Source organism: Streptomyces sp. NPDC048389 (assembly GCF_040706335.1).
Taxonomy (GTDB): domain Bacteria; phylum Actinomycetota; class Actinomycetes; order Streptomycetales; family Streptomycetaceae; genus Streptomyces.
This window is the reverse complement of the sequence record NZ_JBEZKP010000025.1, coordinates 17,832-38,862: the sequence shown is the minus strand read 5'-3', so window position 1 is coordinate 38,862 and position 21,031 is coordinate 17,832. Positions and strand designations below refer to the sequence as shown.

Annotated in this window: 18 protein-coding genes; 11 read left to right on the top strand and 7 right to left on the bottom strand. The window is 72.1% G+C overall.

Annotation, left to right across the window (positions count from 1 at the left end):
- Positions 1–189: 189 nt before the first annotated feature.
- The gene (locus AB0903_RS18790; RefSeq protein ID WP_366704104.1) at positions 190–1,827 is read left to right on the top strand and encodes an ABC-F family ATP-binding cassette domain-containing protein; all 1,638 of its coding nucleotides are present in this window, start codon (positions 190–192) and stop codon (positions 1,825–1,827) included.
- A 48-nt stretch (positions 1,828–1,875) separates the two neighbouring features.
- Here the strand turns inward: AB0903_RS18790 and AB0903_RS18785 are convergent, their stop codons facing one another.
- Positions 1,876–4,296, bottom strand: coding sequence for a Tex family protein (locus AB0903_RS18785; RefSeq protein WP_366704102.1), 2,421 nt, complete (start codon positions 4,294–4,296; stop codon positions 1,876–1,878).
- A gap of 364 nt (positions 4,297–4,660) precedes the next feature.
- On the bottom strand, positions 4,661–5,524 hold the full coding sequence (locus AB0903_RS18780) for a hypothetical protein (RefSeq protein WP_366704100.1): 864 nt from the start codon (positions 5,522–5,524) through the stop codon (positions 4,661–4,663).
- A gap of 177 nt (positions 5,525–5,701) precedes the next feature.
- Here AB0903_RS18780 and AB0903_RS18775 point away from each other — a divergent pair, with 177 nt between their 5' ends.
- Positions 5,702–6,673, top strand: coding sequence for a GlxA family transcriptional regulator (locus AB0903_RS18775; RefSeq protein ID WP_366704098.1), 972 nt, complete (start codon positions 5,702–5,704; stop codon positions 6,671–6,673).
- A 23-nt stretch (positions 6,674–6,696) separates the two neighbouring features.
- Positions 6,697–7,338, top strand: coding sequence for a DJ-1/PfpI family protein (locus tag AB0903_RS18770; protein WP_366704096.1), 642 nt, complete (start codon positions 6,697–6,699; stop codon positions 7,336–7,338).
- Here the strand turns inward: AB0903_RS18770 and AB0903_RS18765 are convergent.
- On the bottom strand, positions 7,325–8,101 hold the full coding sequence (locus tag AB0903_RS18765; protein WP_366704094.1) for an enoyl-CoA hydratase/isomerase family protein: 777 nt from the start codon (positions 8,099–8,101) through the stop codon (positions 7,325–7,327). The genes AB0903_RS18770 and AB0903_RS18765 overlap by 14 nt on opposite strands.
- Before the next feature lie 280 nt (positions 8,102–8,381).
- Here AB0903_RS18765 and AB0903_RS18760 point away from each other — a divergent pair, with 280 nt between their 5' ends.
- Positions 8,382–8,858, top strand: a complete 477-nt coding sequence (locus AB0903_RS18760; RefSeq protein WP_366704092.1) for an ATP-binding protein — start codon at positions 8,382–8,384, stop codon at positions 8,856–8,858.
- A 48-nt stretch (positions 8,859–8,906) separates the two neighbouring features.
- On the opposite strand, the gene idi is transcribed toward AB0903_RS18760, so the two are convergent.
- The 4 genes from idi to galE all read right to left on the bottom strand — a co-directional run bounded on the left by idi (position 8,907) and on the right by galE (position 13,219).
- Positions 8,907–9,500, bottom strand: coding sequence for an isopentenyl-diphosphate Delta-isomerase (idi, locus tag AB0903_RS18755; RefSeq protein WP_366704090.1), 594 nt, complete (start codon positions 9,498–9,500; stop codon positions 8,907–8,909).
- Between the two features lie 155 nt (positions 9,501–9,655).
- Positions 9,656–10,903 (bottom strand): bifunctional class I SAM-dependent methyltransferase/N-acetyltransferase, encoded by a 1,248-nt coding sequence (locus tag AB0903_RS18750; RefSeq protein WP_366704088.1) that lies wholly within the window; start codon positions 10,901–10,903, stop codon positions 9,656–9,658.
- 243 nt (positions 10,904–11,146) lie between these two features.
- Complete coding sequence (locus tag AB0903_RS18745; protein WP_366704087.1) at positions 11,147–12,082, bottom strand: cation diffusion facilitator family transporter; 936 nt, start codon at positions 12,080–12,082, stop codon at positions 11,147–11,149.
- A 153-nt stretch (positions 12,083–12,235) separates the two neighbouring features.
- On the bottom strand, positions 12,236–13,219 hold the full coding sequence (gene galE, locus AB0903_RS18740) for a UDP-glucose 4-epimerase GalE (protein WP_366704086.1): 984 nt from the start codon (positions 13,217–13,219) through the stop codon (positions 12,236–12,238).
- A 334-nt stretch (positions 13,220–13,553) separates the two neighbouring features.
- On the opposite strand from galE, the gene AB0903_RS18735 reads away from it, so the two are divergent.
- The 7 genes from AB0903_RS18735 to AB0903_RS18705 all read left to right on the top strand — a co-directional run bounded on the left by AB0903_RS18735 (position 13,554) and on the right by AB0903_RS18705 (position 20,603).
- Positions 13,554–15,368 (top strand): DUF5941 domain-containing protein, encoded by a 1,815-nt coding sequence (locus AB0903_RS18735; RefSeq protein WP_366704201.1) that lies wholly within the window; start codon positions 13,554–13,556, stop codon positions 15,366–15,368.
- Positions 15,365–16,114 carry a phosphocholine cytidylyltransferase family protein gene (locus tag AB0903_RS18730; RefSeq protein ID WP_366704085.1) on the top strand — a complete coding sequence of 250 codons (750 nt, stop codon included), beginning with the start codon at positions 15,365–15,367 and terminating at the stop codon, positions 16,112–16,114. The genes AB0903_RS18735 and AB0903_RS18730 overlap by 4 nt, the downstream gene beginning before the upstream one ends.
- Positions 16,102–17,163, top strand: a complete 1,062-nt coding sequence (locus tag AB0903_RS18725) for an iron-containing alcohol dehydrogenase family protein (protein WP_366704083.1) — start codon at positions 16,102–16,104, stop codon at positions 17,161–17,163. Before AB0903_RS18730 ends, AB0903_RS18725 begins: the two co-directional genes overlap by 13 nt.
- Complete coding sequence (locus tag AB0903_RS18720) at positions 17,141–17,920, top strand: CDP-alcohol phosphatidyltransferase family protein (protein WP_366704081.1); 780 nt, start codon at positions 17,141–17,143, stop codon at positions 17,918–17,920. The genes AB0903_RS18725 and AB0903_RS18720 overlap by 23 nt, the downstream gene beginning before the upstream one ends.
- Complete coding sequence (locus AB0903_RS18715; protein ID WP_366704079.1) at positions 17,917–18,801, top strand: glycosyltransferase; 885 nt, start codon at positions 17,917–17,919, stop codon at positions 18,799–18,801. The genes AB0903_RS18720 and AB0903_RS18715 overlap by 4 nt, the downstream gene beginning before the upstream one ends.
- Before the next feature lie 88 nt (positions 18,802–18,889).
- Positions 18,890–19,819 (top strand): ABC transporter permease, encoded by a 930-nt coding sequence (locus tag AB0903_RS18710; RefSeq protein WP_366704077.1) that lies wholly within the window; start codon positions 18,890–18,892, stop codon positions 19,817–19,819.
- Positions 19,812–20,603, top strand: a complete 792-nt coding sequence (locus AB0903_RS18705; RefSeq protein WP_366704075.1) for an ABC transporter ATP-binding protein — start codon at positions 19,812–19,814, stop codon at positions 20,601–20,603. The genes AB0903_RS18710 and AB0903_RS18705 overlap by 8 nt, the downstream gene beginning before the upstream one ends.
- The last annotated feature ends 428 nt before the right edge of the window (positions 20,604–21,031 follow it).

The following is a 21,031-nucleotide window of genomic DNA, read 5'->3' as shown; positions in this document are numbered from 1 at the left end:
CCTCGGCACGCCCCCACGTCACCGTGACAACGTGACACCGGCGCCACCGTGCCTGTAGTTGTGGTCCTGCCGTGCGACGCGGTCAGCCCGCCGGATCCCGGTCCTGCCGCCTGCCCCGGCCTGCCCGGCCCGGCTCGTCCCACCCGGCCTGCCCGGCCCGGCCCGCGAAGCCTTAAGATGCACCCCCTGATGACTGCAACTCTCGTCGCCAAGGATCTCGCCGCCGCCCACGGCGACCGCTCGCTGTTCACCGGGCTCGACCTCGTCGTCGCCCCCGGCGACGTGATCGGTCTCGTCGGCGTGAACGGCGCGGGCAAGTCCACGTTGCTGCGGCTGCTCGCGGGGCTCGACCGGCCGGAACAGGGCGAGCTGCGGCTCTCCCCGCCGACCGCGACCGTCGGCCATCTCCCGCAGGAGCCGGAGCGCCGCGAGGGGGAGACCGTACGGGACTTCCTGGCCCGCCGCACCGGCGTCGCGGCCGCCCAGACCGCCATGGACGCCGCCGCCCAGGGCCTGGCCGACGGCGTCCCGGGAGCCGACGACGCCTACGCCGTCGGTCTCGAGCGGTGGCTGGACCTCGGCGGCGCCGACCTGGACGAGCGTGCGGAGGACGTCGTCGCCTCACTCGGTCTCACCGTGGGCCTCGATGTGCCCATGACCTCCCTGTCCGGTGGGCAGGCGGCCCGCGCCGGTCTCGCCTCGCTCCTGCTGTCCCGCTACGACGTCTTCCTGCTCGACGAGCCCACCAACGACCTCGATCTGGACGGTCTCGAACGCCTGGAGAAATTCGTCCAGGGCCTGCGTGCCGGCACGGTCGTCGTCAGCCACGACCGCGAGTTCCTCACCCGTACCGTCACCAAGGTCCTCGAACTCGACCTGGCCCAGCAGCAGATCACCCTCTACGGCGGCGGCTACCAGGCGTACCTGGAGGAGCGCGAGCGGGCCCGGCGCCACGCCCGCGAGGAGTACGACGAGTTCGCCGACAAGAAGGCCGCGCTCGAAGGCCGTGCCCAGATGCAGCGCAGCTGGATGGACAAGGGCGTCAAGAACGCCCGCCGCAAGGCCACCGACAACGACAAGATCGGCCGCAAGATGCGGAGCGAGGCGAGCGAGAAGCAGGCCGCCAAAGCACGCCAGACGCAGCGCATGATCGAACGGCTCGACGCCGTGGACGAGCCACGCAAGGAGTGGGAGCTGCGGATGGAGATCGCCGCCGCCCCGCGCTCCGGCTCGGTGGTGGCCACCCTCAGAGAGGCGGAGGTCCGGCGCGGCGGCTTCCGCTTCGGGCCCGCGTCGCTGCAGATCGACTGGGCGGACCGGGTGGCCATCACCGGCGCCAACGGGGCCGGCAAGTCGACGCTGCTCGCCGCGCTGCTCGGCCGGCTTCCCCTCGACGAGGGACACGCCGCCCTCGGCTCGGGTGTCGTCGTCGGCGAGGTCGACCAGGCCCGCCGCCTGTTCTACGGCGACGAGTGCCTGCTGGACGCCTTCTGCGCGGCCGTCCCCGACACCGAACCGGCCGAAGTGCGCACTCTGCTGGCCAAGTTCGGGCTCAAGGCGGAGTATGTGCTGCGCCCCGCGACGACCCTCTCACCGGGGGAGCGGACCCGCGCCGCGCTCGCTCTGCTCCAGGGCCGGGGCGTCAATCTGCTCGTACTGGACGAACCGACCAACCATCTCGACCTGGCCGCCATCGAACAGCTCGAGTCGGCGCTCGACTCGTACACGGGCACGCTGCTGCTGGTCACCCACGACCGCCGCATGCTGGACGCCGTCCGTGTCACCCGCCGCGTCGAGGTGGCGGACGGCAGGGTGACCGAGGTCTGACAGGTCCCTCCCGGGCCGGGGAACCCCGGCCCGGGAGAGACCGGGGCGTCAGCGGTTCTTCGGGTCCGCCAGACCCGCGCGGCGCAGGGCGTCCGCCATCGCACTGTTCGACGGGGCCGGGGCCTGGCGCTCCGCACCGCGGCGGTCGCCCCCGCCCCCGCGGCGATCCCCACCGCCTCCACCGCGCCGGTCACGGCCGCCACCGCCCTGGCGCTGCTGCGGCGGCCGACCGCCACGCTCACGCTGCGGCGACGGCGCCGCCGACGCCTCGTCGTCCAGCCGCAGCGTCAGCGAGATCCGCTTGCGCGGGATGTCGACCTCGACGACCTTCACCTTCACCACGTCGCCCGGCTTGACCACGTCCCGCGGATCCTTGACGAACGTCTTGGACATCGCGGAGACATGCACCAGACCGTCCTGGTGGACACCGACGTCCACGAACGCCCCGAACGCGGCCACGTTCGTGACGACGCCCTCCAGCACCATCCCGGCAGCCAGGTCGCCGATCTTCTCGACGCCCTCCTTGAAGGTGGCCGTCCTGAACGCCGGACGCGGGTCGCGGCCCGGCTTCTCCAGCTCGCGCAGGATGTCCGTCACGGTCGGCAGACCGAAGGTCTCGTCCACGAAGTCCGCGGGCCGCAGCGACCGCAGCACCGAGGTGTTGCCGATGAGGGAGGCCACTTCGCCACCGCCGGTCTTCACCATCCGCCGCACCACCGGGTACGCCTCCGGGTGGACGCTCGAGGCGTCCAGCGGGTCCACGCCGCCGCGGATGCGCAGGAAGCCCGCGCACTGCTCGTACGCCTTCGGGCCGAGGCGCGCCACGTCCTTGAGCGCCCTGCGGGAACGGAACGGGCCGTTGGCGTCGCGGTGCGCGACGATGTTCTCCGCGAGGCCGGCGCCGATGCCCGAGACCCGCGACAGCAGCGGCGCGGACGCCGTGTTGACGTCGACACCGACACCGTTCACACAGTCCTCGACCACGGCGTCGAGCGAGCGCGACAGCTTCAGCTCGGACAGGTCGTGCTGGTACTGCCCGACACCGATGGACCTGGGGTCGATCTTGACCAGCTCGGCGAGCGGGTCCTGCAGCCGTCGCGCGATCGACACGGCGCCGCGCAGCGAGACGTCCAGGCCGGGCAGCTCCTGCGAGGCGAACGCCGACGCCGAGTACACCGACGCGCCGGCCTCCGAGACCATCACCTTGGTCAGGCCCAGCTCCGGGTGCCTGGTGATGAGATCGCCGGCGAGCTTGTCCGTCTCACGGGAGGCCGTGCCGTTGCCGATCGCGATCAGCTCGACCGCGTGCTCCTTGGCGAGGCGTGCCAGCGTCGCGAGCGACGCGTCCCACTTGTTCGCGGGGACGTGCGGATGGATCGTGTCGGTGGCGACGACCTTGCCGGTCGCGTCGACCACCGCGACCTTCACGCCGGTACGGAAACCGGGGTCGAGCCCGAGGGTGGCGCGGGTGCCGGCCGGGGCGGCGAGCAGCAGATCCCGCAGGTTGGCGGCGAAGACCCGTACCGCCTCGTCCTCCGCGGCCGTGCGCAGTCGCAGCCGCAGATCGATGCCGAGATGCACCAGGATCCGGGTCCGCCAGGCCCAGCGCACGGTGTCGGCGAGCCACTTGTCGCCGGGCCGGCCCTGCCGGGACACACCGAAGCGGGCCGCCACGATCCCCTCGTACGAGGAGGGCCCCTCGACGGGCTCCTCCGGCTCCAGCACGAGGTCGAGGACCTCCTCCTTCTCGCCGCGGAACATCGCGAGGACGCGGTGCGAGGGCATCTCGGTGAACGGCTGGGAGAAGTCGAAGTAGTCCGCGAACTTCGCGCCGGCCTCCTCCTTGCCTTCCCGGACCTTCGCCGAGAGCCGGCCACGGGTCCACATCCGCTCACGAAGCTCGCCGATGAGGTCGGCATCCTCGGAGAAACGCTCCGCCAGAATGGCCCGCGCCCCCTCCAGCGCCGCGGGCGCGTCCGCGACGCCCTTGCCGGCGTCGACGAACGCCGCGGCGGCGGCGAGCGGTTCGACCGAAGGGTCCGAGAGCAGCCCTTCGGCCAGCGGCTCCAGGCCCGCCTCGCGCGCGATCTGCGCCTTGGTGCGCCGCTTCGGCTTGAACGGCAGATAGATGTCCTCGAGCCGCGCCTTGGTGTCGGCGGCCCGGATCCGGGTCTCGAGCTCGTCGTCAAGCTTGCCCTGCTCGCGCACCGAGTCCAGGATCGCGGTCCGCCGGTCCTCCAGTTCCCGCAGATAGCGCAGCCGTTCCTCGAGCGTGCGCAGCTGCGCGTCGTCGAGCATCTCGGTCGCTTCCTTGCGGTAGCGCGCGATGAACGGGACGGTCGACCCGCCGTCGAGCAGCTCGACGGCCGCCTTCACCTGCCGTTCGCGTACGCCGAGCTCCTCGGCGATCCTGCCTTCGATGGACGTCGTCACGGTTGTCCGACTCGCCTTCTCGTGCTCGCTGTGCATGAGTGAGCATTGTGCCGTGCCCTGGGGCGGTCGGCGGGCCGGGTTCACGTTCGCGGGCGTGGCCCGGTCGTGCGCGGTTGCGGTTCGGGGCGCTTCCGGTCCGGTGGCTCGGCGCCCGGGTGCCGCTCCGGGGGCGTGTCGGGGACCGCGTTCCCGTACACGCCTCGCCGTGTCTCAGGACGCCTCACGTCACACGCCTCGCCGTGTCTCACGACGCCGCACGTTCCGGACACCCCGAGCGCCCCTGCCCCGGGCCGACGGTTTCGTTTCCGTCGGCCCGAGCGACATCGGCCTCGTCGGCGATCGAGGCGCGGGGTTCTGGGCGGCGCCCCGACAGGACCGCCGCGCCTGTGCCGGGCCGGCCTCAGTCCTTGCCGACCAGGTCCGGCGGGAACGCGCCCGCCACCGCCGCCGTCATCAGGAAGCCCCGGCCCAGCTCGGTCAGGCGCTCGACACCGTCCGCACCCAGGTGCTCGTACGAGGCACGGTCCAGGCGGTCGGTGTGCTCCTCGACCTCGGCCCGCAGCGCGGTGCCCGCCTCTGTCAACCCGCCCTCCGCGTCCAGCAGTCCGCGCTCCCGTAGCCGCGCCTGCGCCGCCTCCCAGTCGGCCCGGCCCCAGCCGCGGGTGGTGAGGATCCAGCGCGGTGACATGCCCTTGCCCGTAGCGGTGTGGCTCACCAGCGCCTCGAGCGGATCGAGCCCCGCCGCCAGCAGCGCCGCGAGATGGCCGTCGCCGCGGTGCTCGCGCAGCAGCGTCGCGGCATGCCAGTACGCCAGGTGCGGTGCCTCGGGCACGGGCAGGTCCGCGTGGGCCGCGTACAGCGGGCGGGCGTGCCGGGTGCACGCCTCGGCCGCGCGCAGGGCGAGACCGGCGGCCTCCGCCATCTCGGCGGAGGAGACCGCGTCGTCGCCGAGCAGTCGCCGGAGCGTGTTGTCGGCGGCACGCAGCCGCGCGTCGAGCACCGCCTGCGGCGAGGCGGTGTCCCACACGGCCGGCACGTGCTTGGCGATCAGCTCGTGATTGAAGTTGTAGAAGGCGGCGGCCACCGCGCCCGCCCCGACCGCTCCCATCGCGGCACCGCGACCCGCGAAGTACGCGGCGTTCGGGTCCTCGATGCCGATCCGGCCGAGTTCGCCGGTGAAGTCGGGGGAGAAGTAGACCGTGGAGTGCAGCGGGTTGACGACGTTGTGGCAGCGGCGTCCCGCGCGCGGGTGCAGAGAGCTCATGAGGGCACGTTACCGACTGGTTGGTATGCCGTGAAAGGGGTCGTGAGGGGGGCCGTCAAGGGCCGGTCGCCGGGTTGGTACGAAGAGGAGGGCCGGGGGCCACCCCGACCGTCCATGGCAGGAAGAGTGGGTTCCTCGTCATTGCGGCCACGCGCCGGCCCGCCAAGGATGAAGACCATGACGGAGCGAACCCTGCTCGTCGTCCTCTTCGACGACGTACAGAGCCTTGACGTGACCGGCCCCATCGAAGTCTTCGAGGGAGCCCGTCGCAGCTGCGGCGACCGTTCCGCGTACCGCATCCGCACCGCCTCGCTCGACGGTTCGCCGGTACGGACCTCCAGCGGCCTCACCCTGGTGCCCGACGGCAGCCTCGCGGACGCGCCCGCCCCGCACACGCTCCTCGTGCCCGGCGGTGAGGGCACCCGCCGCCCCGACCCGCGTCTCATCGACTGGCTCCGCGCGGATGCCCCGCGCGCCGGGCGTCTGGTCTCCGTCTGTACCGGGGCCCTGCTGCTCGCCGCCGCCGGACTGCTGGACGGGCACCGGGCGACCACCCACTGGCGCGCCTGCGACCACCTCGCCGCCACCTATCCGCACGTCGACGTCGAGCCTGATCCGATCTTCGTGCGGGACGGCCGGATCTCCACCTCCGCGGGTGTCACGGCGGGGATCGACCTGGCGCTGGCTCTCGTGGAGGAGGATCTGGGCAGGGACGTCGCCCTGGCCGTGGCCCGGAATCTCGTCGTCTTCCTGCGCCGCCCCGGCAACCAGTCCCAGTTCAGCGCCCAGCTCGCGGCACAGACCGCCTCGCGCGAACCGCTGCGCGCGGTGCAGCACTGGGTCGTCCAGCACCCCGAGGCCGATCTGTCGGTCGAGTCGCTCGCCGACCGCGCGGGCCTGTCACCCCGCCACTTCGCCCGAGCCTTCCACACGGAGACGGGTACGACACCGGGGCGCTACGTCGAGCGGGTGCGGCTCGAGCACGCCCGACGACTCCTCGAGGACACGGCCGACGGGGTCACGAAGATCTCGCGCGCCTGTGGCTACGGCACCGCCGAGGCCATGCGCAGGGCGTTCGTCAAGTCCCTCGGTGTCGCACCGGTCGAGTACCGCCGCCGCTTCCGCAGCCCCGCGCACCCCGCCCGCTGACGTCCGACGAAAGGACACCGCTCGTGCCCACCCGAATCGCCGTCCTGCTCTTCGACCACTTCACGGCCCTGGACGCCGTCGGCCCCTACGAAATGCTGTGCCGCCTGCCCGACACCGAGGTCGTCTTCGTCGCCGAGCGGACCGGCCCCGTGCCCAACGACCGCGGTGAACTGGGACTCGTCGCCACCAGGACCTTCGCCGAGGTCCCCGCACCGGCCATCGTCGTCGTTCCCGGCGGCCCCGGCCAGGAGGCGCAGATGGAGAACGAGGTGCTGCTGGAGTGGCTGCGCGCCGTGGACGCGACCAGTACGTGGACCACATCGGTGTGCACCGGCTCCCTGCTCCTCGCCGCCGCCGGACTGCTGAAGGGGCGTGAGGCGACCTCGCACTGGCTCGCCCTCGACAGGCTGAAGCGGCTGGGCGCCGAGCCGACCGGCCGCCGGGTCGTCACCGACGGCAAGTACGTCACGGCCGCCGGCGTGTCGTCCGGCATCGACATGGGGCTCACGCTCGTCGGCAGGGTGGCCGGTGACCGGCACGCCCAGGCCGTGCAGCTGCTCACCGAGTACGACCCCCGGCCGCCCTACGACGCGGGCTCGCCCGGGAAGGCGTCGGCGGACCTGGTGGAGGAGTTCCGCACCCGCAGCCGCTTCATCCCCCGGTAGGCGCCGGCGTCCATTCGAAGCGCGGCGTGCGCCGCTCCAGGAAGGCGGCGACCCCCTCCGCGGTGTCGCCGCTGCCGCGCGCCTGCTCGGCCCAGTACGTGTCCCGATCCGTGCGTCCGGCGGCGAACTCCTTCGCCGCACACTGCGTGAGCTGCGAGCGCGACGCCAGAATCCGGGTGAACTCCGCGGCCCGGCGCCCGAGTTCGTCCGCCGGCAGCACCTCGTCGACCAGGCCGGTCCGCAGTGCCCGCTCGGTGCTGATCAACTCGCCGGAGAACAGCAGGTACTTGGCGGCCGCCGGGCCGACCAGTGCCGTGAGCCGGCGCGTCGAGGCCGCCGGGTAGACGATGCCGAGCTTCGACGGCGTCACACCGAACAGGGCGTCCTGCTCCGCGAACCGCAGATCGCAGGCCGCGGCGAGCTGGCAGCCGCCGCCCACGCAGTAGCCGCGCACCACGGCGAGCGTCGGCTTGGGGAACGCCGCGAGCGCCTCCTCGGCGCGTACCGCCAGTGACTGCGGGTCCTCGCCCGGTTCCCGCAGCGAGGAGATGTCCGCGCCCGCGCAGAACGTCGCACCCTCGCCGGTCAGCACCAGTGCCCGTACGGCGTGCTCCGCCGCGAGTCGTCCGAGCAGTTCGGGCAGCGCCCGCCACATACCGGCGGTCATGGCGTTGCGCTTGGCGGGGTTGCTGATGACGACGGTGGCGACGCCGTCCGCGACGGTGTGCGTCAGGCGTGGCGGCCGGGCCTTGGGGGACTCCATGCGCGGGATGCTATCCGCAGGACCCGGCCCGTGATCACGGAGGTGCCGGACCGCAGCGCCGCGGCAGCTCCGAAACCCGATAAGAGTGCTGAAACGATCGGCCAGGCGAAGCGCGCAGAAGGCGGTTCCGAGCAGTCACACACCTGACATCGTCATCCGTGTTCGGTCATGAACCGCTGATAGGTGTTCACTTCCGTTCAGCGGTGCGGCACGGACCAACTGACTCCCAACACTTGTTACCCGAAGGTCAGCGGGACGAGCCGAAGGTGGGTGCCGGACTATGGAGAGCCGCGGAAGCGTGCCCGCCCGGCCGCTGTCGTACGAGGGCGTCTGGCGGTTCACCGCTCCCGCCCTCGAGGTGGCCGTGCCCCAGGCCCGGCACGCCGTGCGCGACCTGCTCGCCCGCCAGGGCGTGCCGGTCGCCGACGACGTGGTGCAGGGCCTCCTGCTGATCGTCTCCGAACTCGTCACCAACACCGTGCGGCACGCGGCCCTGCTCTCGCCGGAGGTCGCCGTGGAGGTCGCCATCGGCGCGCACCGGGTACGGGTCTCCGTGGAGGACAACCACCCCTACCGGCCCAAGGCGCTCGAGACCGACGCCGCGCGGACGGGAGGCCGCGGACTGCTGCTGGTCCGTGAGATCACCCGGGAGGCCGGGGGCATCTGCGACGTCGAGCACACCGCGAGCGGCGGCAAGATCATCTGGGCGGAGCTGCCGCTGGTGCCGCAGCTCCAGGGCGGCGCGGCGGCCCTGTGAGGCGGCGCCGGCCGACAGGGCCGTAAGCGCCGCGCCGCCGCGTACGGGCTACCAGCCGCCGACCGGTCCCGTCAGCTCCCTGACCGCGGGCCTGGCCGCGTCCAGCACCGTCATGAACCACGCGGAGAACGGCGCGGACCCGTGCAGCTCGGTCAGTTCGTCCGGCGTCACGAAAGCCGTCTCCCCGATCTCCTCGGGGTCCGGCCGCAGCGTGGACTGCACCATCCCGACGAAGAGATGGTTGAACTCCTGCTCGACGAGCCCCGATTCGGGATCCGGGTGGTTGTAGCGGACCGTGCCCGCCTCGGCGAGCAGCGAGGGCGACACACCCAGCTCCTCGTACGCACGCCGGGCGGCCGCGGCGAACGGAGCCTCGCCCGGGTACGGGTGGCCGCAGCAGGAGTTCGACCAGACACCGGGGGAGTGGTACTTGCCGAGCGCGCGGCGCTGCAGCAGCAGCCGCCCCAGCTCGTCGAAGAGGAACACCGAGAACGCGCGGTGCAGCTGACCGGGCGGCTGGTGGGCGGCGAGCTTCTCCGCCGTGCCGACGGTGTTGCCCTCCTCGTCGACCAGCTCGAGCAGGATCGCTGGTGATGCGCCGTTCGACGCACTGGTCGCCGCGTTGGCTGGTGTGATCGGCATAACCGTCCTTCGCATCGGTCCTCGGCCCTGCGGCCTTCCGGTGGAAGGACCCTGGGCTCCGCTCAGTCTGCCGTACAAAAGCGGCTTGTCCGTACTTCGGTGGCCGTCTGGCATGTCCGCCCCGCCGCGCACCCGCGCGGCGGGGCGGACGGCCGTCAGACGCCGAAGGCCGCCGGACAACGGACCGTGCCCCGCGGCACGTCCCGGCTGCCGTCGAGCGCCAGCACCATCAGGGCCTCTCCCGGTACCTCGAAAGATGTCCTGATCCCGTGCTTCGAGGCGGTCTCGAAACCGAACCTCGGGTAGTACTCGGGGTGCCCGAGGGCGACGACCGGCCCCTCACCGCGCGCCCGTGCCGCGTCCAGCACCGCACGGACCACCGCCTGGCCCGCGCCCTGCCGCTGGTGACGCGGCGCGGTCGCCACCGGCGCGAGGGCCAGCGCCGGCGCGCCGCCGATCCGGCACCGGCTGAGCAGTGCGTACGCCGCCACCGACCCGTCCGGCGCCTCGGCGACGTACGACAGCCCCGGCAGCCACGCCTCGACGTCCTCGCGCAGCGCGTCCACCAGGGCCGCCTCGCCGGCGGTGGGAAACGCGGCGGCGTTGACCGCGCGCACCGCCGGGATGTCCGTCGCCGTCTCCGGACGGGTGCGCCAGCGGAGGTCGGCGGGACGCAGCACATAGCCGGTGTAGCCGAACTCCGTGCCGTGCTCCCGGCGTACGGCGATCTCCTCGCGGGTCGCGGCCAGCGCCTCGGCCATCCCCGGGGCGCCGGGGTCGGCGGCGTCGGCCCGCTCGGCCAGCGGGCCGTAGTACTCGTCCCAGTCGCTCGAAGGCTGCCGGTACAGCCCCACGACGTGATAGCCCGCGGCGACGGCCGCCGAGCAGTTCTCGGCGGTCGTACGGAGCCGGTAGTGCCGGTCCCAGAAGGCGCGGGCCGCTGCCGAGGGGGCGTCGGCCGTCCACTCGCACTCGGTCACCACCAGACTGCCGCCGGGGGAGAGCAGCCGGCGCCACCGCTCAAGGGCGGTGTCGAAACCGATGCTGTACGCGGAACTCTCCGCCCACACGGCGTCGAAGGAGCCGTCGGGGAAGTCCAGTGCCCCCATGTCGGCGCGGACGGTGCCGATAGCGTCACCGAGACCGCGCGCCTCGGCGCTGTGCCGCAGTTCGTCGAGGAACGGCTCGTGCAGATCGACCGCCGTCACCCGGGCGCCCGCCCGTTCGGCGAGTGCCAGGGCGCTGCGGCCGGGCCCGCAGCCCAGGTCGAGCACGCGCGGACGCGCGGGCAGCGGACCCGCCATGGCGAGCAGCCGGGCGGTCGTGTCGTCGGAACCGGGGCCCTGCCGCGGCAGACCGTGGTGCAGGGCGAAGAAAGCGTCGTGCAAAGCGTTGTCGGACAACGTGAAACCCTTGTTCGCGGGGGCTCCGGCCGACGGGCGCGACCGCGGGACCGGGGGAGACCGGACCGGGTCGGGTCAGGCTCGGACGGAGGCCCGGAGGATGAGGAAGGACCGTGTGCTGCGCGGGGCAGCCTCCACTGCGACGGTCATCGACCTCAGCTCCTCTCGAACCGCTCAAGGGGGTGGGACGGCCATGTCCCGCCGGGAACCCTAGCAGCGGCCGGGCCTTCGCGTGACGGGGTCTCAATGGCAGAGTCTCGCCTCGTGCTCCGCGTGGCCGACCGGCTCGAGCTGGAAGGTGCAGTGCTCGACGTCGAAGTGCGCACCCAGGCAGCCCTGCAGGTCGTGCAGCATCTTCTCGTGCCCCACCGCGTCCAGTACGTCCTGGCTCACGACCACGTGCGCGGAGAGCACCGGCATCCCGGACGTGATCGTCCAGGCGTGCAGGTCGTGCACGTCCTCGACACCGGGCAGCGCCAGTATGTGGGAGCGGACCTCGCCCATGTCGACGCCCTTCGGGGCCGACTCCAGCAGCACGTTCAGGGTCTCCCGCAGCAGCCGCCAGGTGCGCGGCACGATCATCAGGCCGATGGCGAGGGAGGCGATCGGGTCGGCGTACTGCCAGCCGGTCGCCAGGATGACCGCCGCGGAGACCAGCACGGTCACCGAGCCGAGCGCGTCCGCCAGCACCTCCAGATACGCGCCCCGCACGTTGAGGCTCTCCTTCTGCCCGCGCATCAGCAGCGTCAGCGAGACCATGTTCGCCGCCAGGCCGACGAGCGCGAAGACGATCGTCAGCCCACCCCTGGTCTGCGCGGGCTCGATGAAGCGCTCCACCGCCTCGAACAGCAGGAAGCCACCGACGCCGAGGAGCAGCAGGCAGTTGGCGAGCGCGGCGAGGATCTCGGCGCGGGCGAAGCCGAACGTGCGGTTCAGCCCGGCGGGCCGGTTGGCGAAGTGGATCGCCAGCAGGGCCAGCGCGAGCCCCACCGCGTCCGTCGCCATGTGGGCGGCGTCGGCGATCAGGGCCAGGGAGTCCGCCAGCACTCCACCGACGATCTCCAGCACCATGACGCCCAGGGTGATGGTGAGGGCGATCCGCAGCCGGCCCTTGTAGGCCGCCGCGGCGGTGCCCGTCGGTGGCGGGCCGCCGTGCCCGTGGTCGTGCCCAGCCCCCATGTCGGTGCCCTTCCCGTGCCCATGCGTCGGTCGCGTCCCTCGGTCGAGTCCACAGTGAACTACGGGAGGGGGGTATCGGGCAACACGGCACTGAACACCGTTGTCATATCGTCTGACCTGCGCAAATGCTTGCAGGTCAGGCGAGATCGACGATCAGTGTGCCGCGGTCTCGGGGTGCCTGGCCAGCCAGCCCTCCCAGGCGGAGGCGACCATCTCGCGCACCCCGTACGAGGCGGTCCAGCCGAGCTCCTCGGTGATCCGGACGACCGACGCGACGGCCTTCGCAGGGTCGCCGGGCCGGCGCGCCTCGACCACCGGTCCCGGGCCGCGGCCGGTGACCTCGGCCACCACGGAGGCGAGCTCCCGGACCGAGACGCCGATGCCGCGGCCGATGTTGACGGTGAGGTCCTCGCCGCCCGCCGTCTTCGTGAGCCGCCGCGCCACCGCGAGATGGGCGTCGGCGAGGTCCGCGACATGGATGTAGTCGCGGATGCAGGTCCCGTCCGGGGTGGGGTAGTCCGCGCCGAAGATCCGCGGCGCCTCGCCACGGGTGATCCGGTCGAAGAACATCGGGATGATGTTGAACACTCCCGTGTCGGACAGTTCGGGAGCGGCCGCACCCGCGACGTTGAAGTACCGCAGGCAGGCCGTCGACAGGCCGTGCGCCCGCCCCGCCGCCCGCACCAGGCGCTCACCCGTGAGCTTCGTCTCCCCGTACGGGTTGATCGGTTCGCACGCGGCCGACTCGGGGACGAGCTCGGTGTCCGGCACCCCGTACACGGCGGCCGACGACGAGAACAGGAAGCGCCGCACACCCGCCGCGACAACGGCCTCCAGCAGCACGGTGAGGCCGCACACGTTCTCCCGGTAGTACCTGAGCGGCTGCTCCACCGACTCACCGACCTGCTTCTTCGCGGCGAGGTGCACCACGCCCGTCACGGCGTGCTCGGACAGCACCCGGTCCACCACGTCGCGCTCGAGCACGGAACCGCGCACCAACGGGACCCCGGCCGGCAGCCGCCCGGGAAGCCCCGAGGACAGGTCGTCGAGCACGACGACCTGTTCACCGGCAGCCGTCATGGCGTGCGCCACATGCGCCCCGATGTATCCCGCTCCACCTGTGATCAGCCAAGTCATGACGGTCACCCTATGGGGTGTCCCGCCGCGTCCCCGGCCCTCCCGGTGCACGGCCGGGCCGGCCTTCCGGGGACTCTCCGGCGGACGGCCGGGCAGCCGGTCCGGAAGGGAGGTCCGGCAGGCGGTCCGGCAGCCGGTAGGGAGGGCGGTTCGGAGCGCGGTTTGGAGGGCGGGGCATCGATCGACAATGATGATCCCGGCGGGCCGCCAGGGCGTGAACGGCCGGTGAACTCCCGCTTCCGTTCATCCGATAGCCTCAGCCGACGTGCCGCCGCCCCACTGCCGGGCCGGGCCGCCGTGCTCCAGCATCCTCGGCTCCAAGGAGTGAGTTCGTCTGTCGACCGCCATCCTCACCGGTCCGCCGGTACCCGGATCGTCGCTCGAGGGCGATCTGCGGTCGCTGGGCTTCGACGTGCGGGTCGCGGGCGGCCCCGAGCACACCGCCGCCCTGATCGCGGCCGTGCCCGGTGCCGAGCGCGTCGCCGTGGTCGACCCGCGCTTCCTGGGCCATGTGCACGCCCTGCGGCTGGCGCTCACCGACCCGAGGTTCCCCATCGCGGCCGTCACCGGCGCGCTCACCGCCCAGCCCGCCGGACGTGCCGCGCTGACCGGTGCGGTACAGGCGGTCTCCGCGACCGTGCCCGCCGGCGCGGGCGCCGTGGCCGGTGACGGCGTGGTCGACGGCGTGGCCGCCGAACTCGAGGCCCGGGGCGTGGCCGTGCACCGCCCCGAGCTGGGTTCCCTGGTCGCCGCCGTGCCGTCGGAGGCGGAGGCGCGGCACCGGGTGCGCGCCGCCGTGGAGGCGGTCGACGACGAGGCGGTACGGCTGCGCTCCGCCGTGAAGGCGCGTGACGGCTTTTTCACGACGTTCTGCATCAGTCCGTACTCCCGCTACATCGCCCGCTGGTGCGCCCGCCGCGGACTGACCCCGAACCAGGTCACGACCGCGTCCCTGCTCACCGCGCTGGTCGCGGCGGGGTGCGCGGCCACCGGAACCCGCCCCGGGTTCGTCGCGGCCGGTCTGCTGCTGCTGTTCTCCTTCGTCCTCGACTGCACCGACGGGCAGCTCGCCCGCTACTCCCTGCAGTACTCGACGATGGGCGCCTGGCTCGACGCGACCTTCGACCGGGCCAAGGAGTACGCCTACTACGCCGGCCTCGCGCTCGGCGCGGCCCGTGGCGGGGACGACGTGTGGGCTCTCGCGCTCGGCGCGATGGTGCTCCAGACCTGCCGGCACGTCGTGGACTTCTCCTTCAACGAGGCGAACCACGACGCGACCGCGAACACCAGTCCGACCGCGGCCCTGTCCAGCAAGCTCGACAGCGTCGGCTGGACGGTCTGGTTGCGCCGGATGATAGTGCTTCCGATCGGTGAGCGCTGGGCCATGATCGCCGTGCTCACCGCCGTGGCCACCCCGCGCGTCGTCTTCTACGCCCTGCTCGTCGGCTGCTCGCTGGCCGCCTGCTACACCACGGCCGGCCGGGTGCTGCGCTCGCTGACCCGCAGGGCGCACCGCACGGACCGTGCCGCCCAGGCCCTCGCCGACCTCGCGGACTCGGGTCCGGCGGCCGAGGCCGTGGCCCGCGCCTCGGCGCGCTGGGCACGGAGGCTGCCCGGCGCCGCGCCGCTGGCGGCGGCCGCTGCCGGTGCGGCCGCTCTCGTGGCGACCGCCGCGTTCACCGGATTCGGCAGCGTCTGGACGGTTGCCGCCGCCCTCGTGTACGCGGCCACCTCGGGCATCGCCGTCGCCCGGCCCCTCAAGGGCGCCCTCGACTGGCTGGTCCCCCCGGTCTTCCGGGCCGCCGAGTACGGCACCATCCTCGTGCTCGCCGCCCACGCGGGGGTGAACGGGGCGTTGCCCGCGGCTTTCGGCCTGATTGCGGCCGTCGCCTACCATCACTACGACACGGTGTACCGCATCCGCGGCGGCACCGGCGCGCCCCCGCACTGGCTGGTGCGGACGATCGGCGGGCACGAGGGGCGGGTCCTCGCGGTCGCGCTGCTCGCCCTCCTGCCGGGCACCGCAGACTTCACCCTCGCGCTGACGGTCCTCGCTGTGGCCGTGGCCCTGGTGGTGCTGGTGGAGAGCATCCGCTTCTGGGTGTCCTCGCAGGCACCCGCCGTACATGACGAAGGAGAACCCGCATGATCGGCCTCGTACTGGCAGCCGGTGCTGGACGGCGTCTGCGCCCCTACACGGACACGCTCCCGAAGGCCCTCGTGCCCGTGGACCCCGCGGGGGACGGCTCGGTCACGGTCCTGGACCTGACGCTCGGCAACTTCGCGGAGATCGGGCTCACCGAGGCCGCGATCGTCGTCGGCTACCGCAAGGAGGCCGTGTACGCGCGCAAGGCGGAGCTCGAGGCGAAGTACGGGCTGAAGCTCACCCTCGTCGACAACGACAAGGCGGAGGAGTGGAACAACGCCTACTCCCTGTGGTGCGCCCGTGACCTCCTCGCCCAGGGCGTGATCCTCGCCAACGGCGACACCGTGCACCCCGTCTCCGTCGAGAAGACGCTGCTCGCCGCCCGCGGCGACGGCCGGAGGATCATCCTCGCCCTCGACACGGTGAAGCACCTCGCCGACGAGGAGATGAAGGTCGTCACCGCCGAGGGCAAGGGCGTCCGGCGGATCACCAAGCTGATGGACCCGGCCACCGCCACCGGCGAGTACATCGGCGTCACGCTCATCGAGCCGGAGGCGGCCGCCGACCTCGCCGACGCGCTCGAGGCCACCTTCGAGCGGGACCCCGACCTCTACTACGAGGACGGCTACCAGGAGCTCGTCAACCGCGGCTTCACGATCGACGTGGCCCCCATCGGTGACGTCAAGTGGGTCGAGATCGACAACCACGACGACCTCGCGAAGGGCCGTGAGATCGCGTGCCAGTACTGACCCGGCTCATCCCCTCCCCGGTCGTCGTCGACATCCGCGCGGGTGCCCTCGACGACCTGGCCGGCATCCTCGCCGACCAGCGGATCTCGGCCTCCGGCCGACTGGCCTTCGCGATCAGCGGCGGCTCGGGGCAGAAGCTGCGCGCCGAGATGGCCCCGGCCCTGCCCGGAGCCGACTGGTACGAGGTCTGCGGCGGGACCATCGACGCCGCGGTGAAGCTGGCCGACGACATCAAGGGCAAGCGGTACGACGCGGTCGTCGGCCTCGGCGGCGGCAAGATCATCGACGTGGCGAAGTACGCCGCGGCGCGGGTGGGGCTCCCGCTCGTCGCCGTCGCGACCAACCTCTCGCACGACGGTCTGTGCTCCCCGGTCTCGACGCTCGACAACGACAACGGCCGCGGCTCCTACGGTGTCCCCACGCCGATCGCCATGGTCATCGACCTGGACGTGATCCGCGACGCCCCGGTGCGCTTCGTCCGCTCCGGCATCGGCGACGCGATCTCCAACATCTCGTCGATCGCCGACTGGGAGCTGTCGCAGCGGATCACCGGCGAGAAGGTCGACGGCCTGGCCGCCGCCATGGGCCGCACCGCCGGCGAGTCCGTGCTGCGCCACCCCGGCGGCGTCGGCGACGACGAGTTCCTCACGGTCCTCGCCGAGGCGCTGGTGCTCACCGGGATCGCCATGTCGATCAGCGGCGACTCACGCCCGGCCTCGGGCGCCTGCCACGAGATCAGCCACGCCTTCGACCTGCTCTACCCCAAGCGGGCCGCCAGCCACGGCGAGCAGTGCGGTCTCGGCGCGGCCTTCGCGATGCACCTGCGCGGCGCCCACGAGGAGTCGCGCCTGTTCGCCGAGGTGCTGCGCCGGCACGGGCTGCCGGTGCTGCCCGAGGAGATCGGGTTCACCCCGGACGAGTTCGTGCGCGCCGTGGAGTACGCGCCGCAGACCCGCCCGGGCCGCTTCACCATCCTCGAGCACCTCGACCTCACCCACGACCAGATCAGGGACGCGTACGCCGACTATGCCAAGACCATCAGTAGCTGAACTCCGCCCGGTCGTTCACCCGGCGGGTGTGAAGGACCGGCGCAGCGGTGAGCACTGGGGCGGCCGCCTCTACATGCGAGAGATCTCCCTGCGCATCACCCGCCTCCTGGTCACCACCAAAGTCACGCCGAACCAGCTGACCTATGTGATGACGCTCGCCGGTGTCCTGGCTGCTCCGGCCCTCCTGGTGCCGGGCATATGGGGGGCCGTCCTCGGTGCGGTCGCGGTCCAGCTCTACCTGCTGCTCGACTGTGTCGACGGCGAGGTGGCGCGCTGGAAGCAGCAGTTCTCGCTCTCCGGCGTGTACCTGGACCGGGTCGGCGCCTATCTGTGCGACGCGGCGGTCCTCGTCGGCTTCGGTCTGCGCGCCGCGGACCTGTGGGGCAGCGGCCGGATCGACTGGCTGTGGGCCTTCCTCGGCACCCTGGCCGCCCTCGGCGCGATCCTGATCAAGGCGGAGACCGACCTGGTCGGCGTCGCCCGGCACCAGGGCGGGTTGCCGCCGGTCAAGGAGGCGGCGGCAGAGCCGCGCTCTTCCGGGGTGGCGCTCGCCCGCCGGGCGGCCGCCGCGCTCAAGTTCCACCGGTTGGTCCTCGGCATCGAGGCGTCCCTGCTCATCGTGGTGCTGGCCGTCCTGGACCAGGCCCGGGGCGACCTGTTCTTCACCCGCCTCGGCGTCGCCGTGCTGGCCGGCATCGCGCTGCTCCAGACGCTGCTGCACCTGGTTTCCGTCCTGGCGTCGAGCAGGCTGAAATGACCTCATCGCTGAAACTGGGCGCCGTCGTCATCACGATGGGAACCCGGCCCGACGAACTGCGCGCCCTGCTCGACTCCGTCGCCAAGCAGGACGGCGATCCGATCGAGGTGGTCGTCGTCGGCAACGGCGCCCCCGTGGTCGACGTGCCCGCCGGTGTGCGGACCGTGGAGCTGCCGGAGAACCTGGGCATCCCCGGCGGCCGCAACGTCGGGATCGAGGCGTTCGGGCCCGGCGGCTCTGACGTCGACGTCCTCCTCTTCCTCGACGACGACGGACTGCTGCCCGACACCGGCACCGCCCGGCTGGTCCGCGAGGCATTCGACGCGGACCCGGGGCTCGGCATCGTCAGCTTCCGCATCGCCGACCCCGAGACCGGGCTCACCCAGCGCCGCCACGTCCCGCGGCTGCGCGCCTCCGACCCGATGCGCTCCTCGCGGGTGACCACCTTCCTCGGCGGCGCCAACGCCGTGCGCACCAAGCTCCTGGGCGAGGTCGGCGGTCTCCCGGACGAGTTCTTCTACGCGCACGAGGAGACGGATCTCGCCTGGCGCGCGCTGGACGCCGGCTGGTCCATCGAGTACCGCGCCGACATGCTGCTCCTCCATCCGACGATGCCCCCGTCACGGCACGCGGTCTACCACCGCATGGTGGCCCGCAACCGGGTGTGGGTCGCCCGCCGGAACCTGCCCGCGCCGCTGGTGCCCGTCTACCTGGCGGTGTGGATCCTCCTCACGCTGCTGCGTCGCCCGTCGCTTTCGGCGCTGAAGGCGTGGTTCGGCGGCTTCGCGGAGGGCTGGCGCACCCCGTGCGGACCGCGCCGTCCGATGAGATGGCGTACGGTGTGGCGTCTCACCAGGCTGGGCCGACCTCCTGTCATCTGACATGCTCGGCTCTGAGAGCATCGGGACCACAGGCCGGTGAGGCCGCGCCCCGAATTGCCGCGCATCTTGAACACGAAAGTTTCAACTTGTGAGTGACACAACCCATGACGGCGCCGTCGCGATGAGTCCCGCACCGTCGCCCGACGACGGCCTGTCCCCGTCACAGCTCGCCGCCAAGTACGGGCTGTCGGTCAGCGGTGCCCGTCCGGGCCTGGTTCCGTACATCAGGCAGCTCTGGGGCCGGCGCCACTTCATCCTGGCCTTCTCGCAGGCGAAGCTGACCGCCCAGTACAGCCAGGCCAAGCTCGGCCAGCTCTGGCAGGTGGCGACTCCGCTGCTGAACGCGTTCGTCTACCTGGTGATCTTCGGGGTGATCCTCAAGACCAGCCGCGGGATGTCGATGGACATCTACATCCCGTTCCTGGTGACGGGCGTGTTCGCGTTCACCTTCACCCAGACCTCGGTCATGGCGGGCGTGCGCTCGATCTCCGGCAATCTCGGGCTGGTGCGCGCCCTGCACTTCCCGCGCGCCTCGCTGCCGATCTCCTTCGCGCTCCAGCAGCTCCAGCAGCTGCTGTTCTCCATGATCGTGCTGCTGGCGATCGTGGTGGGCTTCGGCAGCTATCCGGCGCTGTCCTGGCTGCTGGTCCTCCCCGCGCTCGCCCTGCAGTTCGTGTTCAACATCGGCCTGGCCATGATCATGGCGAGGCTGGGTTCGAAGACGCCCGACCTCGCCCAGCTGATGCCGTTCGTCATGCGGACGTGGCTCTACGCGTCCGGTGTGATGTTCTCCATCCCGGTGATGCTCGCCGACAAGCCGGCCTGGATCGCGGACGTGCTCCAGTACAACCCGGCGGCCATCTACATGGACCTCATGCGGTTCGCGCTGATCGACGGCTACGGCTCCGAGAACCTGCCCTCGCACGTGTGGGCCGCGGGCCTGGGCTGGGCCGTCCTGATCGGCTTCGCGGGCTTCGTGTACTTCTGGAAGGCTGAGGAGCGGTACGGCCGTGGCTGAGAACAACGACAACCTGGCCGACGCACGCGTCCCGACGGTCATCGCCGACGACGTGCACATCGTCTACCGCGTCAACGCGGGCGGCGGCAAGGGCAGCGCCACGGCGGCGCTGAGCCGGATGCTGCGCCGCGACAAGGGCGAGTCGCGCGGGGTGCGCAAGGTCCACGCGGTGCGGGGCGTCAGCTTCACCGCGTACCGGGGCGAGGCGATCGGCCTGATCGGCACCAACGGCTCCGGCAAGTCGACCCTGCTGCGCGCCATCGCCGGTCTGCTGCCGACCGAGAGCGGCAAGGTCTACACCGACGGCCAGCCCTCGCTGCTCGGCGTCAACGCGGCGCTGATGAACGACCTGACCGGTGAGCGCAACGTCATACTCGGCGGCCTGGCCATGGGCATGTCGCGCGAGGAGATCCGCGAGCGCTACCAGGGCATCGTCGACTTCTCCGGCATCAACGAGAAGGGCGACTTCATCACCCTGCCGATGCGCACGTACTCCTCCGGCATGGCGGCCAGGCTGCGCTTCTCCATCGCCGCCGCGAAGAACCACGACGTGCTGATGATCGACGAGGCGCTGGCCACCGGTGACCGCCGGTTCCAGATCCGCTCGGAGCAGCGGATCAGGGAGCTCCGCAAGGAGGCCGGCACGGTGTTCCTGGTCAGCCACAGCAACAAGTCGATCAGGGACACCTGCGACCGCGTCCTGTGGTTGGAGAAGGGCGAACTGCTGATGGACGGCCCGACCGACGAGGTCATCAAGGCGTACGAGAAGGAGACGGGCAAGTAGCCCGCTCCGCACGGCCCCCGCCCCCGGCGGGGGCCTTCGCGCGCACCTCCGTGGGCGACCGCATGTGCGGTGCCGGTGCGTCGGGGTACGGTCAAGTCCCTTGCGGTGCGGGGACATCGGCGCGGAAGGCCGCGTTGTCCCCGGGCCCGCGCGACACCCCTGGGCGTCGCGGAGCGTTGTACAACGTAAGCTGTACCGGTACTGAACGCGGCAACTCGGGTGAAATGCCGTGGGCCGGCCGGCCGAGTCCGTCACCGCCGCGCGGCGGACATGGGGCGCAGCGTGCGGCGGCGTGTCCGAAATGAGATGCATTGGGTCGGCAGTGTAGAACGGGAGACGTGACGGCCATGACGGGAAATCTCCAGCTCCGAGAGTGCTTCGCCGTCCTCGCTCGCGGAGGTGCGCCGTACCCCGTTCCCGGCAGCGCG

Coding starts and splice junctions, on each gene's coding strand:
- AB0903_RS18790 (WP_366704104.1), top strand. CDS start 190: ATGACTGCAACTCTCGTCGCCAAGGATCTCGCCGCCGCCCACGGCGAC.
- AB0903_RS18785 (WP_366704102.1), bottom strand. CDS start 4,296: ATGCACAGCGAGCACGAGAAGGCGAGTCGGACAACCGTGACGACGTCC.
- AB0903_RS18780 (WP_366704100.1), bottom strand. CDS start 5,524: ATGAGCTCTCTGCACCCGCGCGCGGGACGCCGCTGCCACAACGTCGTC.
- AB0903_RS18775 (WP_366704098.1), top strand. CDS start 5,702: ATGACGGAGCGAACCCTGCTCGTCGTCCTCTTCGACGACGTACAGAGC.
- AB0903_RS18765 (WP_366704094.1), bottom strand. CDS start 8,101: ATGGAGTCCCCCAAGGCCCGGCCGCCACGCCTGACGCACACCGTCGCG.
- AB0903_RS18760 (WP_366704092.1), top strand. CDS start 8,382: ATGGAGAGCCGCGGAAGCGTGCCCGCCCGGCCGCTGTCGTACGAGGGC.
- idi (WP_366704090.1), bottom strand. CDS start 9,500: ATGCCGATCACACCAGCCAACGCGGCGACCAGTGCGTCGAACGGCGCA.
- AB0903_RS18745 (WP_366704087.1), bottom strand. CDS start 12,082: ATGGGGGCTGGGCACGACCACGGGCACGGCGGCCCGCCACCGACGGGC.
- galE (WP_366704086.1), bottom strand. CDS start 13,219: ATGACTTGGCTGATCACAGGTGGAGCGGGATACATCGGGGCGCATGTG.
- AB0903_RS18730 (WP_366704085.1), top strand. CDS start 15,365: ATGATCGGCCTCGTACTGGCAGCCGGTGCTGGACGGCGTCTGCGCCCC.
- AB0903_RS18720 (WP_366704081.1), top strand. CDS start 17,141: ATGCCAAGACCATCAGTAGCTGAACTCCGCCCGGTCGTTCACCCGGCG.
- AB0903_RS18715 (WP_366704079.1), top strand. CDS start 17,917: ATGACCTCATCGCTGAAACTGGGCGCCGTCGTCATCACGATGGGAACC.